16 protein-coding genes are annotated in these 22,651 nt (G+C 72.9%); 8 read left to right on the forward strand and 8 right to left on the reverse strand.

Translation table 11 applies throughout. From position 1 onward, the window contains the following. Nucleotides 1-156: 156 nt before the first annotated feature. The 3 genes from OG202_RS09265 to OG202_RS09275 all read left to right on the forward strand — a co-directional run bounded on the left by OG202_RS09265 (nt 157) and on the right by OG202_RS09275 (nt 4,942). On the forward strand, nt 157-1,623 hold the full coding sequence (locus OG202_RS09265) for an aldehyde dehydrogenase family protein (protein WP_326584189.1): 1,467 nt from the start codon (nt 157-159) through the stop codon (nt 1,621-1,623). Nucleotides 1,624-1,735: 112 nt separating this feature from the next. Continuing rightward, entirely contained in the window at nt 1,736-3,322 is a 1,587-nt protein-coding gene (locus OG202_RS09270) for an APC family permease (RefSeq protein WP_328222589.1), read from the forward strand. A gap of 69 nt (nt 3,323-3,391) precedes the next feature. Continuing rightward, a complete protein-coding gene (locus tag OG202_RS09275) occupies nt 3,392-4,942 on the forward strand; it encodes a GMC family oxidoreductase (RefSeq protein WP_326584187.1) in 1,551 nt (516 codons plus the stop codon). A gap of 82 nt (nt 4,943-5,024) precedes the next feature. Here OG202_RS09275 and OG202_RS09280 read toward each other — a convergent pair whose 3' ends face one another. The 4 genes from OG202_RS09280 to OG202_RS09295 form a co-directional block, all read right to left on the reverse strand. Then, the gene (locus OG202_RS09280) at nt 5,025-9,737 is read right to left on the reverse strand and encodes a hypothetical protein (RefSeq protein ID WP_328222590.1); all 4,713 of its coding nucleotides are present in this window, start codon (nt 9,735-9,737) and stop codon (nt 5,025-5,027) included. A 75-nt stretch (nt 9,738-9,812) separates the two neighbouring features. Continuing rightward, on the reverse strand, nt 9,813-10,691 hold the full coding sequence (locus tag OG202_RS09285) for a hypothetical protein (protein ID WP_328222591.1): 879 nt from the start codon (nt 10,689-10,691) through the stop codon (nt 9,813-9,815). A 147-nt stretch (nt 10,692-10,838) separates the two neighbouring features. After that, complete coding sequence (locus OG202_RS09290) at nt 10,839-12,362, reverse strand: hypothetical protein (protein ID WP_326584184.1); 1,524 nt, start codon at nt 12,360-12,362, stop codon at nt 10,839-10,841. Nucleotides 12,363-12,433: 71 nt separating this feature from the next. Further along, nucleotides 12,434-13,129: a GntR family transcriptional regulator gene (locus tag OG202_RS09295; protein WP_326584183.1), complete on the reverse strand. Its 696-nt coding sequence runs from the start codon at nt 13,127-13,129 to the stop codon at nt 12,434-12,436. Between the two features lie 171 nt (nt 13,130-13,300). On the opposite strand from OG202_RS09295, the gene OG202_RS09300 reads away from it, so the two are divergent. The 5 genes from OG202_RS09300 (at nt 13,301) to OG202_RS09320 (ending at nt 17,808) form a co-directional block, all read left to right on the forward strand. Next, nucleotides 13,301-14,620: an MFS transporter gene (locus tag OG202_RS09300; protein WP_327730633.1), complete on the forward strand. Its 1,320-nt coding sequence runs from the start codon at nt 13,301-13,303 to the stop codon at nt 14,618-14,620. Then, complete coding sequence (locus OG202_RS09305) at nt 14,617-15,495, forward strand: putative hydro-lyase (RefSeq protein ID WP_405892968.1); 879 nt, start codon at nt 14,617-14,619, stop codon at nt 15,493-15,495. Before OG202_RS09300 ends, OG202_RS09305 begins: the two co-directional genes overlap by 4 nt. A gap of 77 nt (nt 15,496-15,572) precedes the next feature. Continuing rightward, entirely contained in the window at nt 15,573-16,331 is a 759-nt protein-coding gene (locus OG202_RS09310; protein ID WP_327730632.1) for a LamB/YcsF family protein, read from the forward strand. Continuing rightward, on the forward strand, nt 16,328-16,939 hold the full coding sequence (locus tag OG202_RS09315) for a 5-oxoprolinase subunit B family protein (RefSeq protein WP_328222592.1): 612 nt from the start codon (nt 16,328-16,330) through the stop codon (nt 16,937-16,939). Before OG202_RS09310 ends, OG202_RS09315 begins: the two co-directional genes overlap by 4 nt. Then, nucleotides 16,936-17,808, forward strand: a complete 873-nt coding sequence (locus OG202_RS09320; RefSeq protein WP_327730630.1) for a biotin-dependent carboxyltransferase family protein — start codon at nt 16,936-16,938, stop codon at nt 17,806-17,808. The genes OG202_RS09315 and OG202_RS09320 overlap by 4 nt, the downstream gene beginning before the upstream one ends. A 22-nt stretch (nt 17,809-17,830) precedes the next feature. On the opposite strand, the gene OG202_RS09325 is transcribed toward OG202_RS09320, so the two are convergent. The 4 genes from OG202_RS09325 to OG202_RS09340 form a co-directional block, all read right to left on the reverse strand. Next, nucleotides 17,831-18,679, reverse strand: coding sequence for an SGNH/GDSL hydrolase family protein (locus OG202_RS09325; protein ID WP_327730629.1), 849 nt, complete (start codon nt 18,677-18,679; stop codon nt 17,831-17,833). Next, a complete protein-coding gene (locus OG202_RS09330) occupies nt 18,676-19,836 on the reverse strand; it encodes a glycosyltransferase (protein ID WP_328222593.1) in 1,161 nt (386 codons plus the stop codon). The genes OG202_RS09325 and OG202_RS09330 overlap by 4 nt, the downstream gene beginning before the upstream one ends. Further along, complete coding sequence (locus OG202_RS09335) at nt 19,833-20,963, reverse strand: glycosyltransferase family 4 protein (protein WP_326584176.1); 1,131 nt, start codon at nt 20,961-20,963, stop codon at nt 19,833-19,835. Before OG202_RS09335 ends, OG202_RS09330 begins: the two co-directional genes overlap by 4 nt. Nucleotides 20,964-21,102: 139 nt before the next feature. Then, nucleotides 21,103-22,521, reverse strand: coding sequence for a HEAT repeat domain-containing protein (locus tag OG202_RS09340; protein WP_327730625.1), 1,419 nt, complete (start codon nt 22,519-22,521; stop codon nt 21,103-21,105). Between the last annotated feature and the right edge of the window lie 130 nt (nt 22,522-22,651).

The following is a 22,651-nucleotide window of genomic DNA, read 5'->3' on the forward strand; positions in this document are numbered from 1 at the left end:
GCAGGTGAGAGCGGTTCCCTCGGATGTCCAGACTTCTGGCGAGGCGTGTCGACTGTCACATTTGACTCCCTCTTGGGCATAGAACGCGGTCTTCCGGTTAGACGCTCAGCCGCTAGGGCGCCTGCCGTACGGCGCTGACCAGGAGGAACGAGAGACATGCCCGAACTTTTCATCGGCGGAGCATGGCGGTCCGCGCTCGACGGGCGGACCCGTGAGATCCGCTGTCCCGCCGACGGCAGCCTGGTCGCGGTCGTCGACGAGGCCGGCGCCAAGGACACCGTGGAGGCGATCGCGGCCGCGCGTCGCGCCTTCGACGAGGGCCCCTGGCCCACCACCTCGCCCGCCGACCGCGGTGACCTGCTGCTTCGGGTCGCCGATCTCCTCGTACGCGACAAGGGCGCGCTCGCCCGCGCGGAGTCCCTCGACACCGGCAAGCGGCTGGTGGAGAGCGAGTACGACATCGACGACATCGCGAACTGCTTCCGCTACTTCGGGCGGGCGGCCACCGCCGAGACGGGCCGGGTCGTCGACACCGGCCAGGCGGGCGTCGACAGCCGGGTCGTGTACGAGCCGGTCGGGGTGTGCGCGCTGATCACCCCCTGGAACTACCCCCTCCTCCAGACGGCCTGGAAGGTCGCCCCGGCGATCGCGGCCGGCAACACCTTCGTACTGAAGCCGAGCGAGCTGACCCCGCACACCGCGATCCATCTGATGCGCCTCCTGGAGGAGGCCGGGCTGCCCGCGGGCGTGGCCAACCTGGTCCTCGGTGCCGGCCCCGAGGCGGGCGCACCGCTCTCCGACCACCCGGACGTGGACCTGGTCTCCTTCACCGGTGGCCTCCAGACCGGCCGGTTCCTGATGGCCAATGCCGCCGCGAGCGTGAAGAAGGTGGCTCTGGAACTCGGCGGCAAGAACCCGAACATCGTCTTCGCCGACGCCGACTTCGACACGGCCGTCGACATGGCGCTGACCGCGATCTTCCTGCACTCGGGGCAGGTGTGCTCGGCGGGCGCCCGCCTGCTGGTGGAGGACTCGCTGCACGACCGGTTCGTCGACGAGGTCGTCCGCCGGGCGCGCGAGATCCGGCTCGGTGGCCCGTTCGACGAGCGGGCGCAGACCGGACCGCTGATCTCGGCGGCCCATCGCGCGAAGGTCGAGGAGTACGTCGCCCAGGGCATCGCCGAGGGCGCGGTGCTGCGCTGCGGCGGCGAGCGGCCGAGCGGCGACGCGTACGACAAGGGCTTCTACTATCTGCCGACCGTCCTGGACGAGTGCACGAGCACGATGTCCGTGGTCCAGGACGAGTCGTTCGGTCCGGTGCTGACGGTGGAACGGTTCAGCACGGAGGACGAGGCGGTACGGCTGGCCAACGACACGATCTACGGTCTGGCCGGCGCCGTCTGGACGACGGACGAGGCCAGGGCCCAGCGGATCGCGACCCGGCTCCGGATCGGCACGGTGTGGATCAACGACTACCACCCGTATGTGCCGCAGGCCGAGTGGGGCGGTTTCAAGCAGTCCGGCTTCGGTCGTGAGCTCGGGCCCGCGGGGCTCGCCGAGTACCGCGAGGCGAAGCACATCTGGCGCAACACGGACCCGTCACCGCAGGGTTGGTTCGCCTAGCTTCTGGTCTTCCCCACGCACCGCCCTCCCTCACCGCACCCCCCACCCCACCCTTCTCGGCACCCGCGAGAGCCGCTCCCCCTCCTCCCCAAGGCCCACCAGGAGTCCGCTCATGACGACCATTGAGCAACCCACCGGACCGAAGAACACCTCCGACGACACCGAACTCACCGAGTTCGGCTACAAACCCGAACTCAAGCGCACCCTCGGCAACTTCCACACCTTCGCCGCCGGGATCAGCTACATCTCGATCCTGACCGGTACCTTCCAGCTGTTCTACTTCGGCTTCGCCAGCGGCGGCCCCGCCTACTGGTGGTCGTGGCCGATGGTGTTCATCGGCCAGTTCATGGTCGCGCTCTGTTTCGCCGAACTGGCGGCCCGCTACCCGGTGGCGGGCTCGGTCTACAACTGGTCGAAGAAGATAGGCAACCCGCATCTGGGCTGGCTCGCCGGCTGGATGATGCTGACCGCCTCCATCGTGTCGATCGCGGCGGTCGCGCTGGCCTACCAACTGACGCTGCCCCAGATCTCCGACGTGTTCCAGATCGTCGGCGACGGCACCGGCAAGTACGACGTGGCGACCAACGCGGTCATCCTGGCCGCGGTGTTGATCCTGTTCACCACCCTGGTGAACGCCTTCGGCGTCAAGCTGATGGCCCGGATCAACACGGCGGGCGTGTTCATCGAGCTGATCGCCACCGTCGTGCTGATCGTGCTGTTCGCCGTACACATCACCCGGGGCCCGCAGGTGGTCCTGGAGACGAACGGCACCGGCGACGGTTACGGCAACGGCTATCTTGGCGCGTTCCTCGTGGCCTCGCTGGCGTCCGCGTACGTCATGTACGGCTTCGACACGGCCGCCTCGCTCGGTGAGGAGTCGCTGGACCCGACCCGGAACGCGCCGCGCGCGATCATCCGGGCGATCATCGCCTCCTTCCTCCTCGGCGGCCTGATCCTGCTGCTGGCGCTGATGAGCGTCTCCAGCCTGAAGGGCGAACAGCTGTCCACGGACGGCTTGCAGTACATCGTGCTCAACGTGCTCGGCCCGACGGCCGGCAAGGCGATGCTGTGGTGCGTCCTGATCGCGGTCACCGTCTGCGCCCTGGCCGTGCACACGGCGGCGGTCCGGCTGGCGTTCGCCATGGCCCGCGACAACAACCTGCCCGCCTCCTCGAAGCTGGCCAAGTGCCACCCGAAGTTCCAGACGCCGGTGCTGCCGACCGTGATCATCGGGGTGCTGGCGCTGGGGATCCTGGTCGTCAACATCCGTCAGCCGCAGATCTTCACCGTGGTGACCAGCATCGGCATCATCATGATCTACCTGGCGTACCTGGGAGTCACCGTGCCGATGCTGGTCGCGCGGCTGCGCGGCAAGTGGCAGCCCGCCGGGGACGGCCGGTTCTCGCTGGGCCGCTGGGGCCTCCTGGTGAACATCCTCGCCGTGGTGTGGGGCGCGGGCATGACCCTCAACCTGATCTGGCCGCGGGCCTCGGTCTACAACGCGGCCGCCCCGTTCCACTGGTACCTGCAGTGGGGTGCGGTCCTCTTCGTCGGGATCATCGCCGGCGGCGGTTTCGCCTACTACTGGTTCATCCAGCGACACAGGACGGGCGTGCTCGCCGAGCACCGCGTGGCCGCCGAGTCCGGGTCCGGGACCATCCCGCCCGCCACGCCCCTCGCCTCCCCGGCGGCCGACTGAGAGCCGTCTCCCGACAACCCGACTCAGCACAGCAGCTCAGCAGCACAGCGCACAGGAGGCCAACTCCCCATGAAGGCAGATGAGTTCGACTATGTCGTGGTCGGCGGCGGTACCGCGGGAAACGTGGTCGCGGCCAGACTCTCCGAGGACCCGTCGGTCACGGTGTGCGTCCTGGAGGCGGGCCCCAGCGACGTCGGCGACGACGACGTCCTGAAACTGGAACGCTGGATGGGCCTGCTGGAGTCCGGATACGACTGGGACTACCCGGTCGAGCCGCAGGCCAGCGGCAACAGCTTCATGCGGCACGCGAGGGCGAAGGTCCTCGGCGGCTGTTCGTCCCACAACTCCTGTATCGCCTTCTGGGCACCGGCCGAGGACCTCGACGACTGGGCGGCCGCGGGCTGTACGGGCTGGTCCGCGGCCGACCTCTTCCCGCTCTACCAGCGCCTGGAGACCAACGACGCGCCCGGCGACCACCACGGCCGCACCGGCCCGGTGAAGCTCCGCACCATCAAGAGCGAGGACCCGTGCGGCAACGCCCTGCTGGAGGCGTGCGTCCAGGCGGGTATCCCGACGACGCCGTTCAACGCGGGAACGACGGTGGTCCGGGGCGCCAACTGGTTCCAGATCAACTCCGACGAGAACAACATCCGGCAGTCCTCGTCGGTGGCGTATCTGCACCCGATCATGGGCAAGCGCCCGAACCTGGAGGTACGCACCGGGGTCCGTGCCAAGAAGCTGGTGCTGGACGGGCGGCGCTGCGTCGGTGCCGAGTATCTGGACCCGGACCTCATCCACACCCGGACGGTGCGCGCCCGGCGTGAGGTCATCGTCTCCTGCGGTGCCATCGACACACCGAAGATCCTGATGCTCTCGGGCATCGGCCCCGCCGCACAGCTGCGCGAGGTGGGGGTCGACGTGGTCGTGGACTCGGCGGGTGTCGGCGAGAACCTCCAGGACCACCCCGAGGGCGTGATCATGTGGGAGGCCGCACAGCCGATGCCCACCACGTCCAACCAGTGGTGGGAGGCGGGCATCTTCTACGACACCGAACCGGGCCTGGACCGGCCGGACCTGATGTTCCACTACGGGTCCGTGCCGTTCGACATGAACACGGCCCGGCACGGATACCCCACGTCCGAGAACGCGTTCTGTCTGACGCCGAACGTGACGCGGGCGAAGTCCCGGGGCACCGTGCGGTTGCGCACCCGGGACTACCGGGACAAGCCGAAGGTCGACCCGCGCTACTTCACGCACGAGCACGACGTGCGCGTGATGACGTACGGCCTGCGGCTCGCCCGGCAGATCGCGGCGCAGCCGGCGCTGAGCGGGTGGGCCGGAGCCGAGCTGGCGCCCGGTCCGGACGTCCGGACCGACGACGAGCTGCTCGACTACATCCGCAAGACCCACAACACCGTCTACCACCCGGCCTGCACGGTGAAGATGGGGGCGGACGACGACGCCTCGGCTCCGCTGGACGCGCGGCTGCGCGTGAAGGGGATCGAGGGGCTGCGGGTGGCGGACGGGTCGGTGATGCCGGATCTGGTGACCGTGAATCCGTGTATCACGACGATGATGATCGGCGAGAAGTGTGCGGATCTCTTGAAAGCCGACGCCTAACGGGGCTGTTAACGGGGCTGTGCTTCGGGGCGTGGGGCGGCTGCGGGTCCGTCGTGGCCGGTCGCGCGGTTCCCCGCGCCCCTCAAGGGGCGGCTGTAGTGGGCCTCTTGTACATGCGTGTCGCGGTGATCTCCGTATGTGCCACCTCCCCCGCCTGGGGCTGCTTGGGCAGTCCCGGGCGGAGGTGTTCCTCGACGCTGATGTACTTCAGGCCCGCCCGTAGGTCGGCGTCGTTGCGCAGGCGGATGACCAGGGGGAACTCGGCCAGGGCCGTGGTGTCGAAAAGGCCGGTGGTGTACAGGAGTTGGACGCCGAGGGCGTCCGAGACCGCTCGCTGGAGTTCCAGCAGGTAGGTCGCGTTGGCGCGGCCGATGGGGTTGTCGAGGAACAGGGTGCCGGCATGGCGGTGCTTGTCCCTCCCCCGGTCGTTGCTCCGCAGCGCGGCCATCGTGCAGTAGAGGGCGATGGCGGCGGTGAGCAACTGGCCGCCGGAGAAGACGTCGCCCATCTGGCCCACGGGGACGCGCTCGGCCCTCAGCACGGCGTCCGGCTTGAGGATCTCCACGGCCACGCCCTTCGGCTGGAGCGCGGCGCTGACGCCCCTCAGCAGCAGGGACATGCCGTCACGGCGCATGTCGGAGTTCTTCTTCACGGCCGCGCGGGTCGCCTCGTCGACGACCTCGCCGAGGCGCTCGGTGAGGGTGGCCTGGTCGGGCTCCTCGAAGCGGATGCGGAGGAACTCCTGGCCGGACCACTCCCCCAGACCCTCGGGGAGCCTGGACAGCCGCTGGGCGGAGCGGAGGGTCGCGAGGGCCGATTCCACGAGGCCCCGCAGCCGGTCGACGATCGAGTCCCGGTTGCGCTCCAGCTGGGCCAGCTCGTCGGTGAGGACCCGGAGCCGGGGTGCGAAGGCGTCGGCCCACTTCTGGGCGTGCTCGGGGAGCGAGGAGGCGGGCAGCTCGCGGATCTGCTGGCGGGCCGGGGTGCGGACCTGCTCGTAGCGGGTGGAGTTGGCGTGGCGGACGAGGACGTCGCAGGCCTCGCGTACGGAGCCCTCCGCCGCGGAGAGGTCGGCGGCGCAGGCGCGCAGGGAGCGGCGGGCCTCGGCGGCGGCGCTGCGGGCCTCTTCGGGGCCGCCCGGGTAGGGCTCGGGCTCGTCCTGGTCGTCGTCCGTGGAGTGGTCGCGCAGGAGGTCCCGGAGGAGGGCGGCGGTCTCGTCGAAGCCGCCTGCCGCGTCCTGGGCGGCGCGGTGGGACTCCAGCAGTTCGGCGTGGGCCTCGCGGGCCTGGGTCAACGCCTCGGCGCGGGAGGCCAGTTCGGCGGTGGCGGTGCGCAGCAGGGCCTGGGCGTGGTCGGCGTCGCGCGGGAGCAGCTCCTCAGGGAGCTCGGTGTGCGCCTCGCCGTCCTCGGGCGCGAGCCGCTCGGCCTCGCCGCGCAGCCGTCCGAGCTGCTCGCTCGCGGTGGACACCCGGGTTTCGAGGAGCTGGACGAGTTCCTCGGCACGCGAGGCCGCCGCCTGCCGGGAGGGTCCGTCGGAGCCGTCGGGCGACTGGAGCAGTTGCTCGGCGCGGTTGCGGACCTTGTTGGTCAGCCGGTCGAGCTCGGCGATCGCGGAGCTCTCGTCGCTCTCGGCCCGCGCCTGCTCCGCCCGCAGGTCGGCGCCGACGCCGACCTTCTCGTACAGCTGGGAAGCGGCGCGGTAGGCCTCGCGGAGGGCCGCGAGGGGCTGCTTCGGCCCGTCGGAGTCCGTCTCCGGTACGTCGTCGGGGGCGCCCGCGATCTCCGCGCGCTCGGCGCGCAGCGCACGCGCCGTGCGGCGGGCGTCGTCGGCGCCGCGCTGGGTGGCGCGGCGGTCCTCGTCCGCAGCGCGGGCCCGCTCCAGGCAGGACTGGGCGCGGGCCTCGGACTCGGTGGCCTCGTCGGCGAGTTCGCGGAGCTTGACCTGCCAGCCGGCGCGCTCCCGCAGCCGGAAGGCGAGTCCGGCGAGGGCGTCGGCGGCACGGCGGGCCTTCTGTGCGGCCTCCTGCCGCTCGTCGCGCACCTGGGCCGCCTCGGCGGCCGCCTCCTCGGCCTCGGCCCGCACGGTCCGCGCCTCCGAGAGCTCCGCCTCCGCCTCCTCGGCGAACCCGCGCGTCTCCCGCGCGGCCGCGGCCAGCTCGGTGAGCCTGCCCGCCGGGCACCCCGTGCGCCACGAGGAGAGCCGGGCCGCCAGCTCCCGGTCCTTGCCGAGCCTGGCCGCGAGCTCCCGGATCTCCTCGTCCCGCTCGGTGGCCCGCGCGCGCAGCGTCTGCCGCTCCTCGTCGGCGGCGTGCTCGTCGTGCATGGCGGGGTTCGGCGGTACCAGGAACACGTCGGCGGCGGGGCCGCCGCCCGCGTCCAGGGGCGGCGTGGGTGCCAGCAGGGCGGCGGCCGTGCCGACGGCCACGGCGGACCTCGGGAGCAGCGCGGCGTCGCTCAGCGCCTCGCGGGCCCGGGCGTGCGAGTCCGGGTCGGTGATGATCACGCCGTCGACCAGCTCCGGGCGCGCGGCCAGCACGCGCGCGTGGTCGGCGGGGTCCACGGCCTGGGCGAGGTACCGCCAGCCGGGGAGGGCCGGGATGCCGTGCTCGCCGAGGAACTCGACGGTCGCCAGGACGTCCGGTCCCGGCGGCAGCAGCCCACCGTCGCCGAGGGCACCGAGGATGCGGGAGTCGTCGGCCGCGGCGGTGCGCAGCTCGAAGAGGTGCCGCTCGGCGGACGACACGTTCTCGTCGAGCAGTTCACGCAGCTCGTCGGCGAAGCGGTCCAGTTCCTCGGGGGTGAGGGGGCCTTCGGCGGGGGCGCGCGTGGCGTCGGCGGAACCGGAGGCCGTACGGGAGCCGGCCGCCGACTCGGCGGCGTTGCCCGCGCCGCCGTCGGCCGCGTCTCCTCTGCGCGGTACGGGCACCCCGGCCCGCGCCCTGCCGGTCGTGCCGGGCAGGCTCAGCAGCTCCGCCAGCCGCTCCTCCGCCGCCAGGGCCTGCGCCGTACGCCGCTCCCCGTCGTACGCGCGCTCGGCGGCGGTCGCCGCGTCGGCCGCGCGTGCGGCCGTCAGCTCCGCGCGGGACTCGGCGGAGGCCGCTTCCCGGGCGTGCTCGGAGGCACGGCGCGAGGCCTCGCGTGCGGTGTCCCAGGCGGCGACGGCCGTCTTCTCGGCGTCGCTGGCGGCGAGGGCGGCCCGGGCCGGATCGGCGTCGGGCGCGCTGTCGTCGAGCCAGCCGGCGCGGACGGCTTCGGCGGTCTCCTGCTCGACCTCGCTGAGCCGCTGCTTCAGGTGCCCGACCTCGCTACGGGCGCGCTGCGCCTCGGTGGCCGCGACGGTCGAGTCCCGGTGCGCGGCCTCGCCGACCTCCTGCAGGGCGGCCGACCGCTCCTCGCCCTCGTTCGCCAGATCCTCGGCGCTCGCGGCGGCGGCGGCCAGGGCGCGTACGAGGTCGACGGCGGCCTTGGCGCGGGCGGCGAGCGCCGGGGCGGCGTCGCGTTCGGCCTCCTGGATGGCGGCGGACACGCGAGCGACCCGGTCGGCGGCGGCCCGGTGCCTGAGCACGGCCTCGGCCGCCTGCCAGGCGGAGTGCAGGGTGCGCGCGTCGGCCAGCTCCCGCTTCTGCGCGGCGGCCGACTTCTCGGCGGCGGCCAGCGCCAACGAGGCGTGCCGGTAGGCCAGTTCGGCCGCGATCAGCGCGCTGCGGTCGCGGGCGGCCTCGGAATGCGTGACCGCGTACGCGGCGGCGGTGACCCGCTGGGCGAGATCGGTGCCCCGCAGCCGCTCCCGCGCGGCCCGCGCGGACAGCCGCCGGACCAGGCTGCGGGTGCGCCGCTCGGCGCCCGCGTGGACGTCCCGGGCCCGTGACCGCCCCTCGGCGGCCTCGACGATCCGGCCCAGCAGGTCCACGGACCCGGCCGTGAAGTCGCGCTCGGCGATCAACTCGGCCCGTCGCCCGAGCTTGTTGCCGAACCCGCCGACCAGGTCGGCCAGCCCGTCCGTGTCCCGGGTGTCGGTGACGGCCCGCAGCAGCAGGTCGGTGAAGTCGGAGTCCTTCTTCACCGCGAAGAGGCCGGCGGCCTCACCCTCGTCGGCGTTCATCTCCCGCTGGTAGCGGAAGAGTTCGGGGTCGAGGCCCAGGTCCGTCAGATGCTCGTTCCAGCGGTCGTGGATCTCCTCCCAGTGCACTTCGAGGTGCGGATACGCCTTGCCCGCCTCGGTGATGGCGTCCCGGAAGCCCTTCATGGTCCGCCGCCGCCCCTGCGCCCCGGACGCGCCCTCGACGGGCGGCCGTACGGCGGTGGACTCGGCGACGGGCAGGTTGTCCAGGCTCAGTCCCGGGCCGGGCCGGAAGGAGTACCAGGCCTCGGCGAACTTCCGCGGATCGTTGGAGACCTGACGTCCCCGCCACTCGCTCGCCTTGCCCACCACGACACACTCGCCGGTCAGCGTGTGCTGCCACTCCAGCGCGACGTGCCCGCAGTCGTCCGCCAGCAGGAACTTCCGGAGCACACCCGAGCTGGCACCGCCCAGGGTGTTCCGGTGGCCCGGCAGCATCACCGAGAAGATCAGCTTGAGCAGGACGGACTTGCCGCCGCCGTTCTCCAGGAAGAGCACACCGGCCGGAGCCGGCCTGCGCGGCGGTCCCGTCGGCTCCTCCTCGAAGAACTCCGCCTGCTGCGGCGCGGGATCGGGCACGAACTCGCCCACACCCCTCAGGTCCAGCACGGTGTCGGCGTAACGCGCACCTGCCGGCCCGATGGAGTAGAGGCGGACCCGGGACAGCTCGTACATGGCGGCGGACTTTCGCGGTCGTAAGGGTGGTGCGGTCGGTGGTGCGTGAAGCAGGGATACGGAAGGGGGCGGGGATCAGGAGTGGAACGGCAGGCCGGCGTCGGCCACCAGCTCCAGATCGTCGGTGTCGTCGGCGGGCAGCAGCGTGGCGGAGCCGTCGGTGACCGGCACGATGCCCAGCTCCAGCAGTTCGGCCATCGCGGCACTGCCCGCCATGTCCCGCACCTGGAGCTGATAGCGCGCGGTCGTCCGATACGTCCCGCCGTTGTCGTCCCCCGTGCGCTGGAGGAACCCCGAGTCGGTCAGGAAGCCCACCGCCTTGCCGATGATGCCGGTGGTGGACCCGGCCAGCCGGCGCGCGTCCTTGGTGGCCCCGGTGGAACTGCGTCTCGCCCAGATCCGCCAGGCGGACTCCAGGCCCGGCGCGTCGGAGGCCGGGTCGGTGTTCTCCCCCAGCTCCTCGGCCCGTTCCTCCAGCCGCCGACAGGCCTGCCGCACGAAGGCGTCGACCCCGTTGACCGAGACCCGCCCGATGTACCCGTCGTCCGCGAGGTCCTCCGGCCGCGGAAACGCCATCGCGGCCACCGCGAGATGCGCCAGTCCGTGCAGGAAGCGGTCCACCGAGTCCGCCGACGTCCGCCGCGCGTAGTCCCCCATCCGCACCGCGAACACCGAGTCCTCGGCCGCCGTCACCGCCATCCCGGCCCGCGGCGACACCTCCAGCACGACCAGCCCCAGCCCGGTGGCCACGGCATCGGCGAGCCGCGCGAACGCCGGATCCTCCCGATACCGCCGCAGCAACTCCCCGTACTCCTGGTCCCGGGCGGGCTGCAGCTTCGGCTGAAGCCCGAAGGCGACGAGCCGAGCGGCATCGGCGGCGTCGGCGGGAGTGAGGGCGGCGGCCACCGGAGCGGCAGCCACTTCCGGCTCACTCCACTCGACGTGCTCACTCACGGCAAAACTCCTCGATCTCATAGCAAGGGGGAACGGCGGCAAGGTCAGGGGCGCGGGGCTGCGGCGCCCTGTGCAGCTCCGCCGCGTGGGCGCGACCGGCCGCGAACAACCCGCAGCCGAACGACGGCCGAAGGCCCGACGGCGCTCTCACGCGGCCTCCCTGTCCGCCGCCATTCCGGCCGCATCCAGCAAGGCCATCCCCACGATCAAATCCGCCCCACCGAACTCGGGATCGTCCAACTCCACCCCGTCGTCCACGGCGAAGAGGAGTTTCCGCTCCCCCTGCCGATAGGCCGTACCCACCGGCGGACTCGCCGCATGCACGGCCAACAGGGCAACCAGATAAGGCAGTTCAGGATCCTGCAGCCGCGCTTCGGCCAGCAGCCCCGACAACCGCCGAGGCGCGTCCGCGGGCAGATCGAGCAACTCCTTGGCCGCCGCCAACTGCTCCTCGCTGAACCGGCTGTCGTCGGGCGTGGCGATCAGATCCGGCTCCGGCATCTCCGCCCCGAGGTGCTCCCGCTCCACCGGCGGCGTGAACAGCAGCTCGACAAGGTCCCCCACCCGCACGGACCCCGGCGTACGCAACCCCGTCCCTCGGGCGAAGAACGCGTCGGTGACCCGCCGGGCCCGCTCCAGGGGCAGCGGCAGCAGCGGCGCGACCAGATGCCCGTAGAGGTCTGTCCCCGAGGTCGTCATCGGCGTACCGAAGGCCTGCCGGTCCTGTTCCGCGCGGAACAGCGGTCCGGCCTCCAGCAGCCGGGACTGCAACTGCGTGTGCCGCCGGATGCAGTCCTTCACGATGTCGACCAGCTCGGCGGCACGCCGCTTGTGCTCGGGGTCCTCGGACTCGTCGCGGGCCTTGCGGATGTTCGTGAGGATCGCGTTCTCGTGGCGGTAGCGGTCGGCGACGTGGTCGAGCGCCTCGGCGATCATGTCGGGCACGGTCTGGAGCCAGTCGACCGCGCGGACGTTGCGGCGGGTGGCGTCCAGTGCCCTCCGCAGCGTCTCCGAGTACTGCACGGTCCGGTAGCGCGCCTGCTCGGCGGCGAGCTGGGCGTCGGCGAGGCGGCCCCGGCTGATCAGGATCTCCAACTTGACCTCGGCGGCGATCTGCGCGCTGGTGACATCGGTGTCGAGGGCGCCCACGAGGACGTTGACGGCCTCGTCGGTCGTACGGAGGTACACACCGCCGCCGTAGCCGGGGACCTCCTCGATCAGCTTGAAGTCGTAGTCGCGGCGGACATAGGTGCCGTCGGGCGCGAAGGTGCCGTAGACGGCCCGGAAGCCGCGGTCGACGCTGCCGACGTTGATCAGGTTCTCCAGGACCCAGCGGGCCACCCGCTCGTGCTCCTCGACGGGCCGCCGCGGGGCCTGGGCGGCGATGCGCGGGATGAGGCGGGCGACGATCTGGTCGTGGTCCGCGCCCGTGTCGAAGTCCATGTTCAGTGTGACCAGGTCGATGGCGGCGAGGGCGACCTCGGCCATGCCGTACACGGAGTACTCACCGGCGAGGTTCGCCTTGCGCGCGTCCAGGTCGTGCAGCGGCGCGGTGCAGGCGAGCGCGCGCAGCCGCCGCGCCAGTCCCTCGTCGGCGGCCGGGCCCAGCGCGGGGCGCGGCCCCGCGCTGAGCTGGGGCGGAACACTGTCCGTCGATGCGGGTGAAGTCACGGTGCACAGACTAGGTCCTGGGTCCGACAACGGCCCAAATCGTTCCGCCGGGAGGGGCCGGGCACGGCGCCTCAGGTGACGTCGGCGACCCGGCGGCCGTACACCTCCACCAGGTTCTCCAGCGAGTCGTCGAGGTATGCCGCCAGCAGGTGCTCGGCCTCGTCCCGCTCCCCTCGCTGCAGCGTCTGGAGGATGAGGAGGTTGCGCGCCAGGTACGGCTCGTACAACCTGCGCGGATTGTCCACCACGTGGAACGCGAGCCGGAGTTCGGCGAAGACGCTGCGCATCAGCTCGTCGGTGCGGGCGCTGCCGGCGAGGGCGACCAGTTCGCGGTGGAAGTGGATGTTGGCGGTGGAGACACCTTTCCAGTCACCTTCACGCGCCTCGCGCTGCCCTTCCGCGACGGCTTCGGCGAGGCCGTCGAGACCGTACGGCGGGGCCCCGAGGCCGCGCACGACGGCGCACTCGACGAGGCGGCGGGTGCGGTAGATGTCCTCGACGTCCTCGACGGTCAGCACGCGCACGAAGACGCCGCGGTTGAGCTCGTGGACGAGGAGCCGTTCATGGGTGAGCAGGCGGAACGCCTCGCGGAGGGTGTTGCGGGAGACACCGAGGGCACCGCCGATGCTGTCCTCGGACAGCCGTGTGCCGGGCGGGAAGAAGCCCTCGGCGATGCGGCTCCGGAGGATGTCCGAAACCCGCTCGGCGGTGCTGGTGCGCCCCAGGAGGGCACGGTCGTCGGCAAGTCCGGTCAGTTCGGCGGCCATGCGCGGAATTCAACCGCAGACACAAGAACGAAACAACACGGGTATTGAAGGATTGTTCAACGATCCTCTACCTTGCTGGACAGGCGCCCTCCGCACGGCTCCACTGCACGGCATGGCACAACGGCACGGCTCGGTCCCCCTGCCCTCCCCCTCCCTCACCGCGAGGTGTCCATGAGCACGCCCCCTCCCTCCCCGGCCCTCTCCTCCACGACCAAGCCCGACCAGGGCGAACCGATCTCGGACGACGGCGCGTTCGGCTGGCTGCGCGCCCTCGGACCGCGTGGTCGCCGCGCCTTCGGCGGCGCGTTCGGCGGCTACGCGCTCGACTCGTACGACTACTTCACGCTGCCGCTGAGCATGGTCGCGCTCACGGCCTACTTCGGCCTGGACAACGGCCAGACCGGACTGTTCACCACGGTCACCCTGGTCGTGTCGGCGATCGGCGGCGCCGCCGCGGGCGTGCTCGCGGACCGGATCGGCCGGGTGAAGGCGCTGATGATCACCGTGGTGACCTACGCGGTCTTCACCGTGGCCTGCGGCTTCGCGCCCAACTACGAGACCCTGCTGGTCTTCCGCGCCCTTCAGGGGCTGGGCTTCGGCGGTGAGTGGGCGGTCGGCGCGATCCTGGTCGCCGAGTACGCGAGCGCCAAGCACCGGGGACGTACGCTCGGCGCGATCCAGAGCTCCTGGGCCGTGGGCTGGGGACTGGCCGTGATCGTCTACACGATGGTCTTCTCCTTCCTCGACGACGACCTGGCCTGGCGCGTGATGTTCTGGACCGGCGCACTGCCCGCGCTGCTCGTGATCTGGGTGCGCCGCTCGGTCGAGGACGCCCCGCAGGCCGCGGCCGCACGCGAGAAGAGCGCCGAGAGGGGCTCGTTCGCCGCGATCTTCCGGCCGGGCACGGCCACCCAGCCGGGTCTGCTGCGCACCACTGTGTTCGCGGTGCTGCTCTCCACCGGCGTCCAGGGCGGCTACTACACGCTGGCGACCTGGGTGCCCACGTATCTGAAGACGGAGCGGGGTCTGTCGGTCGTCGGCACCGGCGGCTACCTCACCCTTCTGATCTCCGGCGCCTTCATCGGCTACCTGACCGGCGGCTATCTCACCGACCGGCTGGGCCGCCGGCGGAACATCTGGCTCTTCGCGGTGCTCTCGGCGCTGTGCATCCTGGCGTACGCGAACATCCCGAGCGGCGCCGACACCCTTCTCCTGGTCCTCGGTTTCCCCCTCGGGTTCTGTATGTCGGCGATCTTCAGCGGCTTCGGCTCGTTCCTCAGCGAGCTGTACCCGTCGGCCGTGCGGGGCACCGGGCAGGGCTTCACGTACAACACCGGCCGTGCGGTGGGCGCCGTCTTCCCGACCACGGTCGGCTTCCTGGCCGACAGCTGGGGCGTCGGCGGCGCGCTGATCTTCGGCGCGATCGGCTACGGCCTGGCGGCGGTGGCCCTGCTCGGCCTCCCGGAAACACGCGGAAAGGAACTCGTGTGAACCACGTGACGACTCACGACCGTCTCCCGACCGGCGCCACCCAAGGCCCCCCGGCCTCCGCCCCGCACGACCGCCCCTTGACCCTCGTGGACCCGCACGCGCACGCGTGGACCCCCGAAGAGGCGCGCGCCCGGTTCCGTTCGGGCGTGTCCGGCCCCACCGCCGGGGTCGCCGCCGGGCACACCCAGGCGAACCTGATCTCGGTGCCCGCCGACTGGGCGTACGACATGCTGCTGTTCTGCCAGCGCAACCCCAAGCCGTGTCCCGTGCTCGACGTCACGGACGCCGGCGCGTGGACGACCCCGCTCGCCGAGGGCGCGGACCTGCGCACGGATCTGCCGCGCTACCGGGTCTGGGAGCACGGCGAGTTGGTGGCCGAGCCGACGGACGTGGTGGACGTCTGGCGCGAGGACCTCGTGTCGTTCCTGATCGGGTGCAGTTTCACCTTCGAGTGGGCGCTGACCGAAGCCGGCGTCCCGATGCGCCACATCGAGCAGGGCCGCAACGTCTCGATGTACGTCACCGGACGCCAGTGCCGGCCCGCCGGCCGGATGCGGGGCCCGATGGTCGTGTCGATGCGTCCGGTGCCGCCCGAGCATCTGGCCGCCGCGATCCGGGAGAGCAGTCTGCTCCCGGCCGTGCACGGCGGCCCGGTGCACTGCGGCGAGGCGGCGGGCCTCGGCATCGCGGACGTGTCCCGCCCGGACTTCGGCGACCCGGTGGACGCCGAACCGGACGACGTCCCGGTGTTCTGGGCCTGCGGGGTGACACCCCAGGCCGCTGTGATGGCCTCCCGCCCACCGTTCGCGATCACCCACGCACCGGGCCAGATGTTCCTGACCGACGCCCGCGACGAGCAGTACCGAGTCTTCTGACGGACGGATCCGACAGGAACCGGTCACCGGAGAAACCAGAGCAACAGACAGAGGAAACAAGCAGGAGAATGGGACCCATGAGCTCCATCGATCTCAACGCCGACCTCGGCGAGGGCTTCGGCCGCTGGACACTGACCGACGACGAGGAGTTGCTGTCCGTCGTCACCAGCGCCAACGTGGCCTGCGGCTTCCACGCCGGGGACGCGGCCACCATGCGGCGGGTCTGCGAGCTGGCGGCCGAGCGCGGCGTGCGGGTCGGAGCCCAGGTCTCCTACCACGACCTGGCGGGCTTCGGGCGGCGCGCGATGGACGTGCCGCCCGCCGAACTGGCGGCCGAGGTGGCGTACCAGATCGGCGCCCTGGAGGTCTTCGCCCGCGCGGCGGGCACGCGCGTGTCGTACGTGAAGCCGCACGGCGCGCTCTACAACCGGGTCGTGCACGACGAGGAACAGGCGGCGGCGGTGGTGGAGGGGGTACGCCTCGCCGACGCCACGCTCCCCGTCCTCGGCCTGCCCGGCTCATGGCTCCTCAAGCTGGCCGAGGCGGCCGGTCTGGCCGCCGTCACCGAGGCGTTCGCGGACCGCGCGTACACCGACCAGGGCACGCTGGCACCGCGCGGTCACGAGGGTGCCGTGATCACGGATATCGAGGCCGTGATCGAGCGGTCCGTCGGCCTGGCCCGTTCCGGCACGGTCGTCTCCCACTCGGGGGAGCGCATCCTCGTCCGGGCCCGCTCCCTCTGCCTGCACGGTGACACGCCGGGCGCGGTGGAGCTGGCCCGGCGGGTGCGGGCCGAGCTGGCGGCCGCCGGGGTACGCGTGGAGGCGTTCTCATGAGGGCGCTGCCGGTCGGGAACCGCGCGCTGCTGATCGAGGTGGGCACGGGCGAGGAGGCCGAGGCCCTGCACGCCGAGCTGCTGCGCCGCCGCGCGAGGGGCGACCTGTCGGTGGCCGAGATCGTCCCCGCCGCCCGTACCGTCCTCCTGGACGGCCTCGACGACCCGGCCCGTCTCGCCGAGCGCCTCGCCTCCTGGAGGGTTCCGCCCGTCGCGCCGCGCGCGGAGGAGGTCGTCGAGATCTCCGTACGGTACGACGGCCCCGACCTGCCGGACGTCGCCGCCCACTGGGGTGTCGACGAGGCCGAGGTCGCCCGGATCCACGCGGCGGCCGAGTACCGCGTGGCCTTCTGCGGCTTCGCCCCGGGATTCGGCTACCTCACCGGGCTGCCCCGCGAGGTCCCGCGCCGGGCGACCCCGCGCACGGCCGTCCCTACGGGGGCGGTGGCCCTGGCCGGCCCGTACACCGGCGTGTACCCGCGTTCCTCCCCCGGCGGCTGGCAGCTGATCGGTACCACGGACGCCGTTCTGTGGGACCACACGCGCGTGCCGGCCGCTCTGCTGGCTCCGGGTACCCGGGTCCGCTTCACACCGGTGGCGACCCCGTGACCGACCGCGCCCTCGTCGTCGTCCGGGCCGGCGCCCTGACCACCGTCCAGGACCGCGGCCGTCCCGGACACGCCCACCTCGGCGTGCCCCGCGCGGGCGCCCTCGACGCCCCGGCGGCCGCCCTGGTCAACCGCCTGGTGGGCAACCCGCCGGACGCGGCTGTCCTGGAGACCACGCTCAACGGCTGTTCCGTGCGGCCCCGCTCGACGGTCGTCGTGGCGGTCGGAGGCGCCCCCTGCGCGGTCACCGTGAACGGCCGCCCGGTCGCCTGGGGAGCGCCCGTACGGGTCCCCGGAGGGGCGGTGCTGGACATCGGGCCGGCGCGCTCCGGCGTACGCGGCTATCTCGCCGTCTGTGGCGGTGTGACCGTGGAGCCGGTCCTCGGCAGCCGCTCCACCGACCTGCTGTCGGGCCTCGGCCCGCCTCCGCTGACGGACGGCACGGTGCTCCCGCTCGGCCGCCCGAGCCATCTCCACGCGCGCGTGGACGTCGGCCCGCACCCGGCGCCGCCCTCGGAGCTCGTCCTGCGCGTCACCCTGGGCCCGCGCGACGACTGGTTCACGGACGCGGCGCTGCACACCCTCACCAGGCACCCTTACGCCGTCTCCTCGGCGAGCAACCGCATCGGGCTGCGCACGGAGGGGCCCGCCCTGGAGCGCTCCCGGGCGGGTGAACTCCCCAGCGAGGGCATGGTGCTGGGCGCCGTCCAGGTGCCACCGGACGGCCGCCCGGTCGTCTTCCTCGCCGATCACCCGACCACCGGGGGCTACCCGGTGATCGCGGTGGTCCATTCGGCGGACCTGCCCGGCGCGGCCCAGGCCACGCCGGGCACCCCGGTGCGCTTCGTCGCCGTACGGCACCGCCGTTGACCAGCGCCGTTTTCCTGTTGCCTCACGCCACCTCCGGCCGCTGACCGGACACGGCCGGCGCGGCCAGGGCCGACGCCACCGCGTGGGAGGCGGACAGGTCCAGTCGGGCACTGGTGCCGCGCGCCTTGTGGCGTACCTCGGCGGCGGCGAGGGTGAGGAGCTGCGGGAGCAGGTCGGTGCAGCGCCGGGCCACCCAGCCCGTCCCCGCCGTGGCCAGCCACCAGAGGCCGGCGCCGCGCGTGGGCGCCGGGAACTGGGGCTCGGCGGCAGGGGCGGGCCCCGTGGCGATCCCCGCCTCCGTGAGCAGGGCGTGGAAGCGGACGGCGAGTTGCCGGTGCCCCCGTTCGCCGGGGTGCAGCCGGTCCGCGCTCCACATCGCGGGGTCCGTGAGCCAGGCGCCCTCCGAGGCGTGCAGATGGACCGCCCCGTGGCGCTCGGAGAGGGCGTGCACGACCGTGTTGACGGCCCGCTGTCGCCGGGCGAGGGGGCGGGCGAGCGCCCCGGGCAGGCCGAGCATCGCCCCGGGGTCGGGCAGACACGCGGTGAGCAGCACCGCGCCCCGCTCCCGGAAGGCCGCGTAGATCTCGTCGAGGCGGGCGGCTACGGCGTGGATGTCGAAGGTGCGGCGCAGGGTGTCGTTGACCCCGATGACGACGGAGGCGATGTCCGGGCCGAGCGCGAGCGCGGCGGACAGCTGCCGGTCCAGCACGTCGCGTGTCTGGGAGCCGCTGACGGCCAGGTTGGTGAACTCCACGGCGGGACCGAGCCCGTCGGCGAGCAGCGCGGCCCAGCCCCGCCGGCCGCCTTCGACGGGGTCGCCCACGCCCTCGGTGAGGGAGTCGCCGAGGGCCACGAACCGCAGGGCCCTCATCCGACGCCCTCCCGCACGGGGCGCCCGACGGTCGCGTCGTGCGCGGCGAGGAACGCGTCCACCGCGGTCTGCCAGCCGAAGCACTCGGCACGCGCGCGTGCCGCGTCCCGGCGCTCGCCCTCGGGCCGGTCCAGCAGCAGCTCGACGGCGTCCGCGAAGGCCTCCCCGTGGTCCGCCGCCGTGGCCCCGGCCGACCCGATGACCTCCGGCAGCGCCGACGAGGAGCTGGCCACCACGGGCGTCCCGCAGGCCATCGCCTCCAACGCGGCGAGACCGAACGTCTCGGCGGGCCCGGGGGCCAGGGCCACATCGGCGGAGGCCTGCAGGGCGCCCAGCGTGTCGCGGTCGCCGACATGCCCCAGGAAGGTCACCGGCAGCCCCTTCCCCCGCTGTTCGAGCCTGCCGCGCAGCGGCCCGTCCCCGGCGACGACCAGCACGGCCCGCAGACCGCGCCGCAGCAGAGCCTCCAGGGCGTCGAGGGCCGTCCCGGGCCGCTTCTCGACGGACAGCCGGGAACACATCACCAGCAGAACTTCGTCCACGCGCGCGTACCGCTCGCGCAGCCCCGGGTCCCGCAGCGCGGGGTGCCGTCCCACGAGGTCGACGCCCAGGGGTGCCCGTACGACGTTCCGGGCGCCGATCCGTACGAACTCCCGTTCGGCGAACTCAGTGGTGCACACCACCCGCGAGTAGGTGTGGGCCGTACGGACGTTGAGGGCGTCGGAGGCCCGCCGGGCCAGCCCCTCGGACAGCCCCCAGGTCCGCAGCACCCCGTCGGCGGTCTCGTGCGAGACCATCACCGCGCGCACCCTGGCCCGCCGGGCCCACGCCCCGGTCCAGCGCAGCGTGGTCCGGTCGGAGACCTCCAGCCGGTCGGGCTCCAGCGACTCCAGCAGGCGGGCCACCCGCCGCTTGTCCGCGAGGACGCGGTAGCCACCGGTCCCCGGCAGCAGCGGCCCGGGCAGCGTGATCACCCGGCCCTGCTCGGTCGCACGGTCGGTGTACCGCTCGCCGGGCACGACGAGCACGGCCTCGTGCCCGGCCGCCTCGAACCCCTTGCCCAGCTCCCGCAGCGCGGTCCGCAGACCGCCCGAGGTGGGCGCGACGAAGTTGGCGAGCCGTACGATCCGCAGCTTCGGGGAAGCGGCCCCGCTCATGCCGCCACCACCGTCCGCGCCGCCAGCACATCGGCGTAGTGCCCGATGAGCTGATCGCCGACGGCCGCCCAGGTGCGCCCCTCGACCATGGCCCGTCCGGCGGCCCCGTACGCGGCCCGCAGCGCGGGATCGGCGGCCAGGGACCACACGGCGTCGCGTACGGCGGCCGCGTCTCGCGGCGGGACCAGCAGTCCCGTGCGCCCGTGGGCGACGAGGTCCAGCGGGCCTCCGGCGGCGGGCGCCACCACGGGCACCCCGCTGGCCATGGCCTCCTGCACGGTCTGGCAGAAGGTCTCGAAGGGGCCGGTGTGGGCGAAGACGTCGAACGAGGCGAAGATCCGGGCGAGTTCGTCGCCGGTGCGGCGGCCGAGGAAGACGGCTCCGGGCAGGGCCTCGCGCAGGCCGGGCTCGCTGGGCCCGTCGCCCACGACGACGACCCGTACACCGTCCAGGCCGCACACCCCGGCGAGCAGCTCGATCTGTTTCTCGGGGGCGAGGCGGCCGACGTAGCCGACGATCAGCTCACCGCCCGGCGCCAGTTCGCGACGCAGCGCCTCGTCGCGCAGGTCGGGGCGGAACCGGACGGTGTCGACGCCGCGCGGCCACAGGCTGACCCGGGGCACGCCGTGTGCCTCCAGGTCGCGCAGGGCCGAGCTGGACGGGGCGAGGGTGCGGTCGGCGGCGGCGTGCACGGAGCGGATGCGCCGCCAGGCCGCCGCCTCACCGGCGTGGACGTAGGTGCGGGCGTATCCGGCGAGGTCGGTCTGGTAGATCGCGACGGCGGGTACCCCGAGGCGGGCGGCGGCCGCCATGCCGCGGACGCCGAGGACGAAGGGGCTGGCCAGGTGGACGATGTCGGCCCGGTGTTCGACGATCGCCGCGGCGACCCGGCGGCTGGGCAGGGCGACACGGACCTGGGGATAGCCCGGGAGCGGAAGGGAGGGGACACGGACTACGGGGCACGGTGCCTGGAGGTCGGCTCCCGCTCCGGTTCCCTGGGCGGTGGCCGGGGCCACGACGAGCGGGGCGTGCCCCCGCGCGACGAGGTGCCGCGCGGTCTGCAGGGCGCAGTGGGCCACGCCGTTCACATCGGGGGGAAAGGACTCGGTCACTATGACGACACGCATACCGGTGTTGTCGTCGTACCGGACGTGGCCGCGTCAACGTGGATCTTTCCGGGCGGGGAACGTCCCATGAGCGTTGCGCTGCACACATGTCCAGGTCGGACCGCGTCCATGCCCTCCTGACTTCCGGGTCACCCGATGTTCACACTGCGGGCATGTCAGGACCGATCCGGCTGCGTACGGCTGTCTGGACCTCGGCCTCCTCGGCCGGGTCGGCGGCCAGTCGACGGAGTTGGTCGACGACGCGCGTGTCACCGGTCTCGGCGTGCCGAGCGGCGATCTCACGGGTGGTCTCCTCGCAGTCCCAGAGGCACTCGACGGCGAAGCCGGCCGGGAAGGAGGGGTCGGTGGCGGCGAGCGCGCGGGCGGCGCGGCCCCGGAGGTGGGAGGAGGCGGTCTCGCGGTAGATGTGGCGCAGAACGGGTGCGGCGCAGACGATGCCCAGGCGGCCGGTGCCGTCGACGAGCGTCCACAGGGTGGGCGCGTCGGGCCCTTCGCCGCGTACGGCCTCCCGCAGCGCGCCCAGCACCAGGTCGCTGTCCTTGGTCCCGCCGAGACAGGCGAGCATGCGTCCGGCGGCGGCACCCAGCGGGTCGGGCCGGTGGACCCAGCCTCGCGCCCGGTCGACGGCGGCCATGCTGCGCATCCGTTCGAAGGCGGCGACGGCGGCCTCCACGACCATCGTCGTCCCGTCGGTCACGGCGCCCTCGATCAGGTCGAGGGCCTCGGGATCGTTGCCGTCGGCGAGGTAGCGAAGGGCGGTGCAGCGGGCACCGTCGTCACCGAATCGGGCGGCCTGGAGGATCTCGGGCCGGTCCTCGGGGCCGGCGACGGCGGTGAGACACCGGGCGGCCGGCACATGGAGGACGGCTCCGCGTTCGATGCCCTGCTGGGCCCACTCGAAGACGGCCTTGACGCTCCACCCCGGCCGGGGTCCGCTCGGTCGCATCTGCCGCTGCCAGCGGTCGAAGCAGCCGGTCTCGTGGGCGGCACGCACACGCGTGGCGATGGCTTCGCGGGGGTCGTCGGCCCACAGCCGCCAGGGCCGGGGTTCGAAGGCGTCGCGGACGGCGGCGGCCAGTTCGGCCTCCCCCTCCGGATCGGTGGTGAAGCGGGCCAGGACGGGTTCGGCCAGGGCGCGCAGCCCCTCGTCGTCGTCCCTGAGGGCCAGCTCGTCCAGGGCCCAGGCCCAGCTGGTGCCCACGGCGGCGTACCTGCGCAGGAGGTCGAGCGCGTCCCGCCTGCCGTACGAGGCGAGGTGCCCGAGGACCGCGAGGGCCAGCCCGGTGCGTGACTCGTCGGTGTCCAGCACGTCCTCGGCGTCGAAGAGGTGCCGCTCGATCTCGTCGAGCTCGCCGCTCAGATCGAGGTAGAGACGGGCGTAGTACAGGGAGCGGTTCTCCACCTGCCAGTCGTGGCGGGGGTCGCTCAGCACACAGTGGTTCAGTGCCGCGAGCGCCTCGTCCCGGGGGGCGGTGAGCGCGTGCAGGGTGCCGTCGCCGCGGCCCCGCTGCAGCAGGCCGAGCAGCGTACCGCTGGGCGCTATGACCGGTTCGAACATGGGAAACAGCCTCACATCAAGCGTCGACGCAACCGGGGATCTTGCTTTACCTGGCCGCGTGACAACACGTCGGGGCGCCCGCCGTCTCTTGCTTGCTGTAGACCATCTTCCTCTGCCTCTCGTCGGTGGC

Origin of the sequence: Streptomyces sp. NBC_00310 (assembly GCF_036208085.1) — a bacterium.
Taxonomy (GTDB): Bacteria; Actinomycetota; Actinomycetes; order Streptomycetales; family Streptomycetaceae; genus Streptomyces.